This window comes from Aneurinibacillus sp. Ricciae_BoGa-3 (assembly GCF_028421645.1).
Lineage (GTDB): Bacteria > Bacillota > Bacilli > Aneurinibacillales > Aneurinibacillaceae > Aneurinibacillus_B.
Map to the genome: position 1 here is coordinate 2,734,505 of NZ_CP116887.1, position 15,863 is coordinate 2,750,367.

Below are 15,863 nucleotides of genomic sequence, written 5' to 3' on the forward strand. Positions count from 1 at the left end.
ACAAAATATTCACCATTATACAAAATGATACCTATTTATTTCTGCCCTGATATTCGAAAACATGGTTGTTCAATATCAATGGGGTACTACATTTTTATGCATAGCTCGTTTTATCGGACGTAATTAACAATAAAGCTCGCCATTTTTCATCATGTCGATGAAAAGAGAAAGCCTTTTTGGAGCTATACTTTGATTACCTGCCTCAAGTATTGACTTTATTGGCCGTAGCCGAAAATGATCCTTATCCAAGGAAACCAAGTTAACCGGAGAATAAACAGGGTTGAAAATTAAAAATGGCTGATGTCCAAAAAATAAAGACTAAACGGTATTATGATTGCCTGGCAACGTCCGCAAACTTCGTAATGCAATACAACACGGATTTGTCTGACGGATACCGATAAAATTGAATAAATGATCTTCTCCATTCTTTGTTTAGGAAACAAAAAGAAAACCGCCCCCATACCAAAGTTTCTGAACGCGATTTGTATCATTGTCTTGCTTAAATTTTAATGAAAATGCTGAACGCAATTAAATAAAAAATTCAATAAAATAGACTAAGAAATGTTATTTTATTTAGCCAGTACAATGCCACTCTCTCTACAGTCATAACTGTATCTACCCGGACTTTACTAATGAAGGCAGTGATCAATTTGTAATTAATGGAAACCTGTTACCACGTATAACGGAGGGAGCGAGTAATGGATAAATTGGCTTATCAAGTTGTAGCTGAAGATATCATTGTAGCTAATCATATTTTAAAGGATGTAATTACAAAAACACCCCTGCAAAGGAACAACATTTTATCTCAACGATTCGGATGTAACATTTATTTAAAGAGAGAGGATCTACAGGTTGTACGTTCATTTAAATTACGAGGAGCTTATCATTCGATCCAGAGTTTATCAGATGAACAATCAAAAAACGGAGTGGTTTGCGCTAGTTCTGGTAATCATTCTCAGGGTGTTGCATTTTCTTGTAATTGAATCAATTTCATAATTGCTTTTTAAAAATCTCAATACCTACAGAATTTTTGTATTCAATTTTAAAAACGACCGGAGGTCGCGTTCTGTTAAGCGGCTTTAACGCTCAATTTGGTGTTGATACGATCAACAGCTAATTTAGAAGCATTAAACAATAGGCACAGTAAATCAACATGGACTTTCGCTAATTCTCCGGAACGATACCGGATATTGTTCAACTGGAAATATTCTTTTAAGTACGCGTTCACTCGTTCAACAGAAGTACGTTCCTTATAAAGCTCTTTCCACGACTTGCTTCCACGGGCGGGAGCTGGATACCGGCGCAGATCCACTGTTTTTTTGATTTTCATGCTCCTTTGACAGAGCGTGTCGTGAGCGAGCGGACAATCCTTACATTCCTTCGGTCTTGTATACTTGAGCGTTTCGTATTTTTTATCATAGCTATCATAACGATAGGAATACTCACGGACACAGGTCGGTGCGAAATACTTATCAACACCGATAGGTGGCGCTTCATTCCGCTTATTATAAGCGATGATCCCATCTGCTTTCATACGGTAAATCTGCTCATAAATCGGTTTGTAATCATATCCGGCGTCCGCCATCACTTTCGTGATGTTCAGAATAGGAAAACGTTCAGCTATACCTTTTAATAGCGGAATCGCAGCTTTGGCATCGTTCATGTTTCCTGACGAAAGCAAATGTCCTAAAATGTACTGACTTTTCGTTTCTACAGCTAAGTGAAGTTTGTAGCCATACCAAAAAAGGTTTTTATTTTCGGAGTTCTTCTTAATTCCCCACCTGGGAGCGTTTGGCATTTCTTTTTGAAGCTCACCGAAGGTGTAATCCAATTGTTTTTCGATTTTCTGCTCAAAAATAGGCAGGTTGTTTTGGATTTCTTCCTGTTCTTTTTTCCAGGCCTCATAGTCTTCTTTCTTTTTGCGGCCTCGTTTTTTCGGTTCTTTGACAGCGGGTTCCTCTTCCACTTCATCTTTTTGTGGAGCTTGATCTCGCGCTTCGATGTGCGTTGCGTCAATGGCAATATGGCTGCCATCAATAAAACCTTCTTCCATCGCTTGTGATAGAAGTTGATCATTTATTTCAGCCAACACGTTTGAGGTTTTGATCTTTCGAATCAAACGTGAGAAAGAAGATTCAGATGGCACCCGATCGGAAAAGGAAAAACCACAATCCAGACGGAAAAGAACATCCTGTTTTAAACGGCGAACAAGAAGTGCTATCGTTGGGACCCCCTCTAAAATACGAGCCAACATGGCATAAATCATCGCGGAATAATTAAGTGACTGAGGGGCACCTGCAGATGTTTTCTTAGACGTAATTTTAAGCAGCGGCATAATATTAATGCCTTCAAAAATCGCCGTGTAACGTTCGGTAGGTAACAAATCTTGCAGGGAAAACAAATGTCCTTGACGAATAGAGTACATGAGGAGACCAACCTTTCTCATTGAGTTGTGGTAGCAACTACTCTATTCGAGATTTAGGGAGGTACTCCTTTTTTTCATCCTTATTGAACCTTACGGTTCAAGGACTATGAGTTATGAATTGATTCAATTATTTAAAGATTCAGGGAAAATTTTTATGCCAACTACCACACCTCGGCAGAAAATTTCTCAGGTTAAGTTGTTTGGAGGTAGATATGTTGAAGTTATTCTCACGGGGGATACGTTTGATGATTCATTTGCGGAAGCTAAAAAATTCTGCAATGAAAATAAAATGACATTTATACATCCTTTTGATGATCCTAAAGTGATCGCGGGACAGGGCACGGTAGGAGTTGAAATAATGAATGATATGCAGGAGAATGTTGATTATGTAATCACTCCCATTGGTGGAGGGGGATTGGTTTCTGGTATTGGTGCTTATATTAAAAGTGTAAGCCCTATGACAAAGATAATTGGGGTTGAACCAGCCGGCGCAGCTTCAATGACATTATCTCTTAAACAAAATAAAGTTGTTGCACTTAAAAATATTGATAAATTTGTTGACGGAGCTGCGGTAAAGCAGGTAGGACAGTTACAATGGATATTTGCAAAAAAGTAATAGATGGTATTGTGGCTGTTCCTGAAGGAAAAGTATGTACAGCCATATTAGATTTATATAATGAGAATGCAATTGTGGTCGAACCTGCTGGTGCCCTTTCCATTGCTGCTTTAGATGCGTACAATGAAGAAATAAAGGACAAAAATGTTATTTGTATTATAAGTGGTGGGAATAATGACATTGATAGAATGCAGGAAATAAAAGAGCGCTCATTGATTTACGAAGGACTAAAACATTATTTTATAATTAACTTCCCACAAAGGGCGGGTGCGTTACGTGAATTTCTGGATGAAGTTCTTGGTCCGAATGATGACATTACGCGCTTTGAGTATATTAAAAAGAATAATAAGGATAACGGTCCGGCTTTAGTCGGAATTGAACTGAAAATTAAAGAAGATTATGACCCCCTGATACAAAGAATGCAAGGAAAATGCGTTAATTACATTGAAATTAATAATGATCCTACATTATTTAATAGATTCATCACCACTTTTTGTGGAGAGTTAAAGGAAACATGAAAACACCCGCGAGTTCCTGGCAAGAATGTTAGTGCTACCAAAACATTCCAAGGAGGAATCGCGGGTGTCTCAAATGCTTTCCATACCCTTAGAATTGCCAGAATTTCAGATTGTTAATCAGTGGTCAGAAAAGGAAGCACATTTTGCTTTGGTCAGAAAACAATGTGGCATCGAAAGATGCCCAGCTTGTGTTTTTTGTTCTTTGGGAATCCACGATCGCCTAACAAGAAAGGTAAGAGACCTTGCGGTCCTAAAGAACCCTTTATTTTTACTGGTTGAAATCGTGCGTTTTCGCTGTCAAAACTGTGAAGAGGTATTTTCTCAATCCTTTGATTCCATAAAACCTAACCAACATTTTACGAAACGTTATCAATCGTTGTTGATATGTGGGAGCCGTTCCATAAAGCATTACGCATGATATTTCCAGCGGCTACTATCGTTATCGATAAATATCATGTTGTACAGAAGGTAACACAAGCACTTGATCAAGTCCGTAAGGAACTTCAAAGCAGCACCAAAAAAGCAAAGAATCCGCTAAAGAGTCATCGATTTCTCCTTTTAAGAAGCTGGGAGAAGTTAAAAGAGAAACATCATCACAAACTTGATAATATGCAAGATGCTTCCGCACTGCTAGCTCAAGCCTATTTCTTAAAGGAATCATTTCGTAATATCTATAAAGCTTCTTCCTATGAAGAAGCAAGCAAACTGTTGTTAAGGTGGTTAACAGAGGCTGAAAATAGCGGTTTATCGTCTTTTAGAAAAGTCGCAAAGACAATTTGTAGTTGGCAAAATGAAATTCTAGGTTACTTTAATGTTTTCATCACGAATGCCCGCACTGAAGGCACAAATCATAAGATCAAAAACATTAAACGAAGGGCGTACGGATATCGAAACTTATCTCGTTTTCGTCTTCGTGTGATGTTAGAATTACGTCTTGAACGGTACGAATCTTTTTTGCATCTTCATCAGAAATTTCAATTAGAAATTGGTCTTCCAACTCCATTACCAACTCAACAACATCTAATGAATCGGCACCGAGATCGTCTTTAAAAGAAGCGTTGGGTGTTATTTGTGATTCATCAACCTTTAATCGGTCAACAATAAGAGTTGTGAGTTTTGTTAAAGTATCAGACATAAATATAACCTCCAAATGGGATAGTAAAACTTTAAAGGATTAGACTACACTTTCATGCTACGCACATGACTACGGACAAGTGCTAGGCTATCGCCTTTTTCTGGGTGCAAGTCTCGGCTATGTAAACATGGATAGCGTGGTTAAGGCTAACGTCAGAAAGCCCACCTGAACGAGGTGGGCTCCTGTTATCGCAATTAGTTTTCACATGCACACACAATAATAACTAAGAGGATAAACAGAACCAGAATGAACGCAAATCCTTCTTCACGAAAGAATCCCATAGTATGACCTCCCAGGTTTTTAGTTATTGAACTACAATGTATACTACGCAGATATGTATGGACGAGTGTTAGACGAATACCTGTATTTTGTAAAATTGGTGAGAAACCTACAAATGGACGTACCAAACAAAAAAACCTCTAAAAAGAGGTTTTTTTGGGTCGGAGGCATGGTTTTTTGTGGCAGCATGAGTTTTCGGGGTTATTCTGGTTCTCTTTATCCTGCTTGTTGGATAATAACAAACTATGTAGAAGGGTGTAAAGGAGTGTTAGACACTCCCCCATTCTTACAATTTTTAGGTTAGTAAATTTAGCTTAACGTCCTATATGACGAAAAAGAAGCACAGCTGGTCTAAGATAAAGACCAACTGTGCCGAGTGATGGATGTTATCTACAGTCACACCAGTAAACCTAGGCACCGAATATGTATATGCAAACTAGGAAGCTATGGAGGCTTGTTTGAGCACCTAACGGAAGCGCCCGGAAAGGCTGGGTGAACCGGGGCTTCCGTTAGATACAGATACTTGCTGTTGGAGGAATAGGTGCAAAGTGTGTTTGCAACCTCTATCATAGTTAATTTATATGCACGTGATACGAGAGATGCGTGGACGCCAAAACCCAATAGCAAACCGTCAGAATGAAGGTGTGTGGCAAGTGCCAAACCACGGACAGCTACCGTTTCTTATCCAATCCTTATCCAATGTGATCCAGGGAATCTACCGGTATAATAAACTTTATCCAATCGTGAGGGGTTCACAACATTTAACGTAAGATCCCCATATTCGATGGTGCCACCCCGCGGAAGATCAGCCCACCGGCCTGAAATTCTTCCAAATTGAGTCAGAGAAGCCCACCAGATTTCGTCTCCAGCTTGTCTTATATAATACATCGTCACCTCTCCATATACCGGTAAGATTTTGTCGTGTATCATATAAAACATTTTGCATTAACGACACTCTTGTTCTCTGGTTGATGGCCTATCAGTTCGTACATCTTATGCTTGAGAAACATATATGTTCGCCCAATATGATGTCCCGATAATGCAATATAAACATTGGCGTCCGATAAGTTTCCTACAAAATCCCCGGAATAATTTTTTTAATTAATACAGGACATGATTGACATAGAATAACGATAGGTGTAAATTACACATATAGATTATTTTTTCTATCTATTTGTTCTTATTAAATTATACTGAAATTTATTATGATATGGACTTTTTTAATACTTTAAGGAGGAATTTACAAATGGCGACAAACAAAGAAATAATTACGGAGAAAACAGTAATGCAAACAGAAAACCAAAACGCAGGAAATATTGTAGATTTTATGTGGGATAGCTGGTTGAATGGTATAAAAACGGTATATGCATGCCAACGTGAAGTGGAAAATGTTGCAATGTCAATAGCGGAACGTCAAAAGGAACTTTGGAATGTTGCAATAGAAAAATCTATTAAGTTCCAGCAAGAAGTTCGACGATTCCTTGAAGATGCAAGATGTGAGTACCAGAATAATTTAAAAAGTGTAGGAGGGGAACAATTCAGCAAAGTATTTGAAGAATGGAATAACCGTCTTAATGAAATTTCAGATGGTATTAAGAAAATTACAGAAACTCCTGAGAAAGCTGGGTTTTCTGCCATAAACAACTCACATGAGCAGATGGAAGCTTCCTTCAAGAGTCTGATTGAACACCAACAAAAAACACGGGATGAAATTAAATCCCTCGTTAGTAACTTTGTTAACGAAGTGAAGACAACACAAAAAGGAATGTTAAGATTGCTCGAGGAAAATAAAGACGAGATTATGAGTATAGCAAAGCAATAATAGAAAGCACCTCTCTGTTTAATAAGCAGATGGGTGCTTTTTACCTGCTTTATGCCGGCTTACGTGTTGCGGAAGTGGAAGCCCTGAAAATTGATGACCTGACGGTAAACGGCAATGTGACGATCACCATCCGCGAAGGTAAGAAGGGCAAATACGCCATTGTTACCCTGATCGATAAATACAGCAAGAACATACGCAAATGGATCAAGTATCGCAGCGCCCTCACTGATGAAAAGTATGTGGAATCTCCCTACCTGTTCGTTTCTGAGCGCTCCGGACAAATGAGTGTCCGCGGCATCCAGCTGATGCTAAACAAATACGCTGAACTGGCAAGCATGGAGAATATCACACCGCACCGTCTCCGCCATTCATTCTGCAAGAACCTTGCAATAGCCGCCACACCGATTGAAGTCATTAGCAAGCTTGCCCGCCATGAATCAATTTATTACTACCCTTCTTGTACATATTGAAAAACTTGAAGCACGCGTAAAAGAACTGGAGCAACAGCTCGGTTCCCATAGCAATAAACAGCAGTAAACCGCCATCCAGCGATGGTTTCCTACCTGTTTGCATTGCCATTATTCCCTTGCCGAAGAAAACAAAAGTTATTGGGAGTGTGGGGAGAAATGAATCCGATTTCAAATGTTGCTACTTATTTGGTCAAAAATGCAGAAACGATAACTACAGAAATTATTGAGCATGCTGTTGGTAATCTGGAATTTGAAATACCTAACGAGCAATTACAGCAAGCAATTGTTACCCATACAGAATTCATAAAGTTTTTAGGCGAAACTCTTACTAATGAGGATAATAAAAAAGTAGGGGAATCACTAATTGTTTGGAATAAAAAATATATAGAAGAACAAGCATCTTTATTAGGTGAACTTGCGAGCTACATAAAACCCTATGCTGATAACCGATTATTTCTTATTAACCGTATCACTGATTACCATGGGGCACGGACTTTCTATAGAGGAAGTTGTCATGATTAATAACCGAGTCCACTATCTGCTGGATACCAGTATCGAATTTGCATCGCAGAGTTACCACCTCCAACGACAACTACTTTTTGTTCTATATATTCTTCTACATTTATTGTATTGACTGGAGTGAATAATCTTACCTTTAAATCGCACTTCCGTTATTACGGGCATATTTGGGTATGCAAAAGCCCCAGTCGCTGATATGACAGTCTTCGCATAAAATGCAATTCCGTTTGGCAGTTAAAATTACAAAATCCCCCATTCTTACTTATTCTTGTTACCTTTTCTCCCGTACGGACGTTCAGTTTATGATATTTGGTATATTCATTAAAATAGGAATTACCTCTTCTTTTGGCGGATAGCGGTTTTTGATTCATAAAAGATAATGAAAAAAATGCCCAAAATCGTTCGTTGGTACAGGTGTTTGCTTTTATAGATTATTTCAACAAAAATATACTCTACAAAATCCCCCCCGAGATCTGGTGATTGTTATCTTCCTCTAGAGTTAAAATGATCCTACAATATTTTCAATTTAATAACATATCAGCCTACAAGTTAAGTACTTTCTCAAAATATTTTTTATTGGCTAACATCCGAGAGTCATTAGGTCTATATTTCAGAGCTTTCTCGTTGTGTTGATAACCCAATTTAAACTGACCCAACCTGTCATAACAGACAGCTAATTGCAAATGTGGTAACCAAGTCGCGTAAGAATGGTTTTGAAAAGCTGAGCCCTGAAACCCTACATTTTCCAGTGCTTTTTTATACCAATATACTCCGGTGGAAAGATCATCTTTTTGCAGAAATGAAAATCCTAATCTACAACAAGTTTCTGGTCTTGGCGGGCCATAGCTAAGAGTGTGCAGAATCCATTTAAATTCCTGTTCTTTAAGATTTAAATTATGATAGCAATCAGCCAATTTATTGCAAGCGGCAATATTATCTTCGACCCATCCTTTTTTCGATTTTAAAAACCGTAGATAGTATTCAATGGCTTTTTCAAATTTTCCATGATCCACTAATTCATTTGCATAGTAAAATAGATCTCGTGGCGTAAACTCCCTTCCTGATGAAATTAAGTTTTCATATATACGCAAGTTACGCTCCGCATCGTGGCTTAAAGGCTTGTGAGATACAGCCACATCGCTATTAAGTATGTTTCCGTATACTTCCAAGTATTCATGTACCGCACCTATCCATTTAAACCCTTTTTCCCGTTTAGCTAAACGATGTCTCGTTATACTCGACGTGACGTTATTCTGTTCATCAAAAGCTAGATTATAGTTCATCGAAATAGCATCAACACTTAAGTCAAGAGTTTTTTTCAACTGCATCAATTTTTCCTGGTCTTGTTCTAAAAACACGTCATCTGCATCCAGCCATAAAATATATTCCTTTGTTGCTTGTAGAAATGCAAAATTTCGTGCTGCAGCAAAATCTTCAATCCAGGTAAAATCGAAAGCCCGATCCGTATATTCCGCAACAATTTCTTTGGTACTATCTGTGGAACCAGTGTCAACAATGTTAATTTCATCCACTATGTTTTTAACACAATCCAAACAACGACCAATCACAGCTTGTTCATTTCTTACAATCATACACAGACTAATTGTAATCAACATGCCACCTCCCAATTCTTTCATGTATATGCAAAATCATCATGAAAGGTGGCTTCGCTAATTAGGCAATTTGCTATGGTTCTGGTACAACTGACTGATACCCAGTAAGTCATTCATTTTTATTCACATTTTTAGCGAAATCAACAACGAGCCTCGCAATAATAGGGCGGTCCAGGGCGGGGGAAAAGCTTTTTCTTTTTGAGCTAACGAAGCAGGATTGTAGAACGTATATGAATTATTTCCATTATAGAGGCTGAGGAGTGATTTTTTATGGAGATGATTTAACTGGATCTGAAGTGGTGTAACAAAGAAGCAATTGATTCACAATCGCCTCATTACTTATGAATTTATCGTTTTTTTGCGTGTATAAGCATTTGATAAATTTTTGTATAGTCTGATAGATGCTCCATGGAAAAACCGAAGTTTTCAGCAAGATAACCTACTTCGTTAAAAAAAAGCTCAACCTTTGTTTCTAACCCAATATAATTATACGTCTGCGATGTAATTTCAAATAAATGTATAGGAAATAAAGATTGCAAAGTTTGTGGAGTGAAAAAGCGTAAATGTGTGCGATCTAAAATTCCAGCATCAACATAGTTCCACTGACCGAGTAATAAAGGCAGAAGAGCCTCACCGTGAGAAATGTTTGGAATGCTGCAGATCAGCGAGCCGGAAGGTCTTAAGTAGACAGATAATTTTTCAACTACCTTCCAGGGATCTTTTAGATGTTCCAGCACATCAGCGACGATAATCGCATCAAAATAACCAGGAACATATGGAAAATCCACTGTTTCAACATCTGTGTTATCGATACGTTCATAATAAGTACGGGCAATGGAAGCTACAAAGGAATTTAGTTCTATGCCATATAACTCACATGTCTGTCGGTTTAGTAACTCCAAACCAGTAGCGCCTGCTCCACATCCAATATCCAATATCTTTTTTGCTTCTTGAGGGACTAGGTTAACAATTTCTGATCGAGGATGGGTAAAATAGGTCAAATTAATGTTCCATTTATCAATAAATTTTTGACGATTTATGCTGTATAAATGCTGGATGTTAAGATCCTCATTTCCAATGAAAGTGGCATGCCCGTGATGGTGAACAAAGGAATCCATGGCAATTCGCAATTGATAGCCTGCTTGCACTGCGCGAAGGCATAAATCGTCATCTTCAAAAGAACCATATTCAAAACGCTCATCGAAACCACCAATTTTATCTAACAGTTCTCTTCTTACAAGTAAACAAAATCCAACTAGCCGCAATACTCGCTTTGATTTACCGCGTTGGCTTTTGCAGTATTTGGAAGAAAAATCTTGTATTGCATCAATGTCTGTATAATCAACCGGAATTTGTTGTGGGCCATTAACATAATTACTCACTGGACCTACCATACCTATTTTTTCATCACGGTAAAGTAATGTAATCATTGATTCTAACCAATTTTTCGTCACGATTGTGTCATTATTTAAAAACAAAATAGCCTGACCAGTAGCTATATCGAGACCTTGATTACATCCTTTGGCAAATCCTGCATTTGTCTCATTAAATACCGTTTTTAAACCAGCACTTTTCTTTAAATAATCGATTGTACCATCAGATGAGCCATTGTCTACAATTATAATTTCTATGTCCTCTTCGTTCGTATTCTGATAAATACTATCAAGGCATTGTTTGGTCAAAGACAATTGATTATATGTAAGAATAATGATACTTGTTCTCAATATGTTAACCACCTTTCATGTAATATTCGCAGGAGAATTCGGTTCCTTATCCATACTGGCCTTGACATACCAGCCAGCAGTTAGCCAATATTCAGCCTAGTTTGTAAAATTAACAATATAATGATGCAACCACTTGATTACATTCATTGTGGAAACATGAATAACAAGAGGGCTTGTTAATAAGGCGAACTATAAAGAGAACATGCCAATATAGTGCAATAAATGTACGAGTGAATGCGTGGTGAGAAATATGTTCATCCCAAGGTACGTGAACATATCAATTAGTTCAACAGATTTTAAATCGTTATATATCATGCGATACTAAATTACTTATTTCTTCTATTATCAAATACCTAACAATTGTCATCAACAATTCCAAATCCATAGTAGTCAGTTTTGCAGACTATACATTTATTGATATGTATTCGTCGATGTTATTATTTAATTTAAAATTTAAACGAAATTGAACCAGATCGAATAGAAACTTTTGTAAATCCTTTGTATACTTACGCACGAAAAAAACTCCAGGGACATAGCATTTAAATGAAATATTTCGTCCGAAATTCTCTGTTTCTAAGAGAAAGCAGAGTCGATAATCATTGGAGCACATAGTCGGCTACGTGCGAGTTTCAACCACAGTTCACATACATTGTTGAAAGTCAAACGTGTTCCGTAATAATACCTGCCAGCTAATCAAGATGGTCCAGATGATCAAAAAGCCACCATAACGGTGACTTTTTTTCAGGTTGTCGAGAAACCCTATATTTAAAAAGTAAACTGTATAACGGTGTATAAAGTTCCATCATGAACCATTGCGAATCAAAAACCACTATCCATGGAAATATCTGCTTTTAGTTACTGAACCTATGGATCATCGTTAGCTTAATAACAGCAAATACCTCGCTAAAATCAATGAACGCAAAAACGGCCAACCAGTTATCGGTTGACCGTCAAATTTATATTTTAGGGTGCAAGCAGCGCACCAGTTAACGTCAATGGGCCGATGACAGTAGCCCCGCCAGTCATGACTTGTGCTGTTAATGAATAAGAAACTGTACCGGTTCCAGGTGTTAAATCTACATGAGTGAAGGTTGATGTTCCCTTTCTAGTGTTTCCTGTTATAGAATCCAGTGTACTAAAAATAACTGTACTACCTCTCAGGATTTGAAAAAGTACATCTGTGTTACCAGCAGTCGATGTCCAGCCAACTGTTGCCCCTAACCACACGCGGTCTGTTGGTGCAACTCCGGTTAATGTTATGGTTTCTAATGTTGTCGGAGCAGCACCTAACACGATTGAAGAACTGCCAGTGGTGTTGGGATTATTTTCAGCCACCTGAAATTCTAGAAATCCCCCTGTGGCTCCTGTTGCTCCAGTGGCTCCTGTTGCTCCAGTCACTCCAGTGGCTCCTGTTGCTCCGGTTGCTCCAGTGGCTCCAGTGGCTCCTGTTGATCCAGTCACTCCAGTGGCTCCTGTTGATCCTGTTACTCCTGTTACTCCCGTTGCTCCAGTTGCTCCAGTTGCTCCGGTTGCTCCCGCTGCTCCCGCTGCACCTGTTGCTCCCGTTGCTCCAGTTGCTCCGGTTGCTCCGGTTGCTCCCGCTGCACCTGTTGCTCCCGTTGCTCCAGTTGCTCCGGTTGCTCCGGTTGCTCCCGCTGCTCCCGCTGCACCTGTTGCTCCCGCTGCACCTGTTGCGCCTGTTGCTCCCGCTGCACCTGTTGCTCCCGTTGCTCCAGTTGATCCGGTCGCTCCGGTTGCTCCCGCTGCACCTGTTGCTCCCGCTGCACCTGTTGCTCCCGCTGCACCTGTTGCTCCCGCTGCACCTGTTGCTCCCGTTGCTCCAGTTGCTCCGGTCGCTCCGGTTACTCCAGCGGCTCCTGTTGATCCGGTCACTCCAGTGGCTCCGGTTGCTCCGGTCGCTCCGGTCGCTCCCGCTGCTCCTGCGCCACCGGTAGTTTGTTGATTTTGCAGTACTTTAAGTCGGAGGTCTAAAATCAATTTCTCTGAAAGCTGAGTAAACGTGCCTTCCTCTATTGCAGTTATGCCCGTTGTACCTGGTATCGTCACACGATTCAAAGCTTCATCCCACTCGGTGATATCAGCTCTCAACAGTTCACAGAAAACCTGTTCATTCAAAAATTCGGTACTTTGCTGATGAAATTCCGAAAGATCGGTTGACATCAATTGATCTTTTTCGGGAAAGCCGTTACCAAGAGGTCTGGAAACCAGGAAGTCAAACTCATCACGTTTATTTAAAAAAGGGCCGAGTGGTAGGTTTAGGAAACTTGAATTGGCAATCGGCACAGCACACTCGAAAGGAACATCAACAGTTAAAGAGTTTATCGTTGATAATAGTTCAGTCGTTTGGAATAGCGGGGTCGGTGGTACTTCAACGATTGGATTCGCGGCGTATTGAATATTTTTACGTACAAATCCAGAAAGAAAAAGTTTACTTGTCGTACCGACTCTAGGTTGGATAACACGACACTGCGTTAGTTTTACACGTTTTTTGATTGTTTTAATTTCCAGAACGTTTTGCCCTACTGGGAAATCAATTCGTGCGTGCATCGGTATTTGTACAGAAATTTCAGTTAAAACAACAGGCACTTTTACCAATGCGGGTCCGGAAACAATGGGGGTGGGAGTGACAACGGTTGCCTCACATTCACCTATGGTTGTTGAAGCTAGATTAAAAGGGGTTGAAGACAATCTATTTTTCCCTCCTGTCTTAGTTGGTCTGGCAGATCCCTGCGATCCAGTGGGCATTCATAACTTTTTCTATAGTATTCATTCCTTTACAGAATGTCTGGACGAATAACTATATAAGTTCAATTAAGCTTTCGACACATAAAATTATGTATAAATTATTACGCTAAACTGCCCAATCGCCATTCTGACTCCGGACTGAAGCCGGATTGCCTTTCGCATTCTCGTATTCATTAAAAATTTTAAAAACTTTTCGGGTCCAACATTTATCGGACACTGACCTTATTAATGGGTCAATCTGTGTTGTGCGTAGAAACCAGACGGGTATACATTGAAGAGTCACTCCTCCCACTCACCCGAATATTAGCCTCCTCTTCTACCATCCCTTGTGATCTAGACCGCCTGTCTATAGAGGATTCTTTCGCTTAATTTTCGGATCGACTCTACATCATTCATTTTTTTAGTAGAGTAATCAGACGTTTAATTTCCCATTCTACATCATTCAAAAAGTCACTCCTTTTCAGTTCTATTCAATCAGAGCGATTGAGATGTTTATACCATCGGTGAAACATCCATACGAACGATAAATAAACCATATAACCAAAAAAAGAGTAGATATGCTTCCAATCGTTGCTATGTATAAACCAGCCCCATTTTTCTGTGGTTTCTTCTACGAAAGGCATTACGGCTGCAACCGCGATGATGGTCAGCCAACAAATCTTCGGCGTCACTTGTTGAGCGTACATAAGAAATCCCAAAGTAGCAGCAGGCAAAAAGCATAATGTGAAGAAAATGTTCACCGTAAAAATCATTGGAAAAGGACGAACAGGAAAAGAATATAACCCATTTTTAATCAAAATGAAGTCTGCGCATGTTCCTAAGAATGAGGAAAAAATCATAGCAGGGACAAAAGAGCTCATTTTGTTATTTAGGTGAAATCGTTTCAAGTGCAGTGATTGCCATTTCAATTTTTTCCAATGTTTTACAATAGACACGTGTTATTTCACCCTTTATTTCTTCATTTAATGGACCCAGATAATGAATGACTCTCCAATCCCCTTATACCATTCTCCAATCTCTGCTTCGGTTTGCTCCACTTCTTTCCACGCATAGCATAACGCAGGGCTGTACAATCGTTTTGATCCAGGTTTTATTTCACAATTTTCAATTCGCCGTTCATATGGCATACCAGGACTTGACTGCATTACATAGGTAAACAATTGCGGCCAGTAATCTTTTCGTGAGCCTGTATGTTTATGTCTAGCAGCTCATCGCAGCACCTGTTTTAAAGTTTGCTCATTATCAAACAAAAGATAGTATAAGCGTTTTCCAAGAGAAATGCGTTCGTGCAAAGAGGCAAAATGATGAAGGGTTTGACCGATCAGAGGGGTATGTTGGATGTATTGATTTTCTAGTTCACAAGGAAAGAGAATCTGATTAAGGCTTAACAAATCCTGAATCTTAAATTCAATCGTGTTAAGAACGGATTTTTTGTAGGAGGAGTTTTGAATTACTCGTTTTTCTAGATAACTTTGTTCGTTGATTATTAAGCCGATGGCTAGCATATGGCTATCCCTAAAGTTTAAAAAATAATTCCATAAAGTTTGCATGAAAATGGAGACGTTAAAAAAAGGCAATAGATAAAAGAGATTCCCCCCCTTTTTAATGACTCTTCGTAAAGTAAAAACTGTGGGAAAACATCTTGGAAGATCAACCAATTTCCTCTTTCTAAGAAATGAAAAAAATGCTTCTGTTCTTGCTCAGTTAGAAGTCTGGAAAGAAGCTCTCCTTTTAAATCAGTCATATTCCATCCTCCATTCCTAGATACCATATGTCCAAGAAATGCCCAGTGAATTTCAGGGTGTCTACAATAAAAATCATAGTAACTAATTGTTCTTGTTATATTGTTTACATTTTTCATAACCGTTTCCCTTTGGATATACTGGATTAAATTTTGATCATGAAAGGACAATTTTTTTATATCGAACATAGGCTTCTTTATTTTTTGTATTTGTATGAGTTCATTTTTGATGAAA

Annotated in this window: 11 protein-coding genes and 4 pseudogenes; 6 read left to right on the plus strand and 9 right to left on the minus strand. The window is 38.9% G+C overall.

The window, feature by feature from the left end; translation table 11 throughout:
- Nucleotides 1–698 precede the first annotated feature (698 nt).
- Nucleotides 699–980 (plus strand): annotated as a pseudogene (locus PP175_RS13845) (pyridoxal-phosphate dependent enzyme); the annotation flags it as partial.
- Nucleotides 981–1,069: 89 nt separating this feature from the next.
- Here PP175_RS13845 and PP175_RS13850 read toward each other — a convergent pair.
- A complete protein-coding gene (locus PP175_RS13850) occupies nt 1,070–2,425 on the minus strand; it encodes an IS1182 family transposase (protein WP_272438933.1) in 1,356 nt (451 codons plus the stop codon).
- Nucleotides 2,426–2,567: 142 nt separating this feature from the next.
- On the opposite strand from PP175_RS13850, the pseudogene ilvA reads away from it, so the two are divergent.
- Nucleotides 2,568–3,559, plus strand: a pseudogene (ilvA, locus tag PP175_RS13855) (threonine ammonia-lyase IlvA); the annotation flags it as partial.
- A 73-nt stretch (nt 3,560–3,632) separates the two neighbouring features.
- A pseudogene (locus PP175_RS30000) lies at nt 3,633–4,486 on the plus strand (ISL3 family transposase); the annotation flags it as partial.
- Here the strand turns inward: PP175_RS30000 and acpP are convergent.
- The 3 genes from acpP to PP175_RS13880 form a co-directional block, all read right to left on the minus strand.
- Nucleotides 4,425–4,694 (minus strand): acyl carrier protein, encoded by a 270-nt coding sequence (gene acpP, locus PP175_RS13870; RefSeq protein WP_272438934.1) that lies wholly within the window; start codon nt 4,692–4,694, stop codon nt 4,425–4,427. The pseudogene PP175_RS30000 and the gene acpP sit on opposite strands and share 62 nt — an antisense overlap.
- A gap of 194 nt (nt 4,695–4,888) precedes the next feature.
- Nucleotides 4,889–4,975 (minus strand): YjcZ family sporulation protein, encoded by an 87-nt coding sequence (locus PP175_RS13875; RefSeq protein ID WP_272443267.1) that lies wholly within the window; start codon nt 4,973–4,975, stop codon nt 4,889–4,891.
- Nucleotides 4,976–5,654: 679 nt separating this feature from the next.
- Nucleotides 5,655–5,861, minus strand: coding sequence for a hypothetical protein (locus PP175_RS13880; RefSeq protein ID WP_272438935.1), 207 nt, complete (start codon nt 5,859–5,861; stop codon nt 5,655–5,657).
- Nucleotides 5,862–6,219: 358 nt separating this feature from the next.
- On the opposite strand from PP175_RS13880, the gene PP175_RS13885 reads away from it, so the two are divergent.
- The 3 genes from PP175_RS13885 (at nt 6,220) to PP175_RS13895 (ending at nt 7,787) form a co-directional block, all read left to right on the plus strand.
- Nucleotides 6,220–6,795 (plus strand): hypothetical protein, encoded by a 576-nt coding sequence (locus PP175_RS13885; RefSeq protein ID WP_272438936.1) that lies wholly within the window; start codon nt 6,220–6,222, stop codon nt 6,793–6,795.
- Nucleotides 6,796–6,824: 29 nt separating this feature from the next.
- A complete protein-coding gene (locus PP175_RS13890; protein WP_272438937.1) occupies nt 6,825–7,265 on the plus strand; it encodes a tyrosine-type recombinase/integrase in 441 nt (146 codons plus the stop codon).
- A gap of 156 nt (nt 7,266–7,421) precedes the next feature.
- Nucleotides 7,422–7,787 (plus strand): hypothetical protein, encoded by a 366-nt coding sequence (locus PP175_RS13895; protein ID WP_272438938.1) that lies wholly within the window; start codon nt 7,422–7,424, stop codon nt 7,785–7,787.
- Between the two features lie 539 nt (nt 7,788–8,326).
- On the opposite strand, the gene PP175_RS13900 is transcribed toward PP175_RS13895, so the two are convergent.
- The 5 genes and pseudogenes from PP175_RS13900 to PP175_RS30005 form a co-directional block, all read right to left on the minus strand.
- Nucleotides 8,327–9,397: a tetratricopeptide repeat-containing glycosyltransferase family 2 protein gene (locus PP175_RS13900; protein WP_272443268.1), complete on the minus strand. Its 1,071-nt coding sequence runs from the start codon at nt 9,395–9,397 to the stop codon at nt 8,327–8,329.
- A gap of 347 nt (nt 9,398–9,744) precedes the next feature.
- Nucleotides 9,745–11,121 (minus strand): glycosyltransferase, encoded by a 1,377-nt coding sequence (locus PP175_RS13905; RefSeq protein ID WP_272438939.1) that lies wholly within the window; start codon nt 11,119–11,121, stop codon nt 9,745–9,747.
- A 963-nt stretch (nt 11,122–12,084) separates the two neighbouring features.
- Nucleotides 12,085–13,830, minus strand: a complete 1,746-nt coding sequence (locus PP175_RS13910) for a CsxC family protein (RefSeq protein WP_272438940.1) — start codon at nt 13,828–13,830, stop codon at nt 12,085–12,087.
- 527 nt (nt 13,831–14,357) lie between these two features.
- Nucleotides 14,358–14,822, minus strand: coding sequence for a CBO0543 family protein (locus tag PP175_RS13915; RefSeq protein ID WP_272438941.1), 465 nt, complete (start codon nt 14,820–14,822; stop codon nt 14,358–14,360).
- Nucleotides 14,752–15,817: pseudogene (locus PP175_RS30005) on the minus strand (DUF2515 family protein). Before PP175_RS30005 ends, PP175_RS13915 begins: the two are co-directional and overlap by 71 nt.
- Between the last annotated feature and the right edge of the window lie 46 nt (nt 15,818–15,863).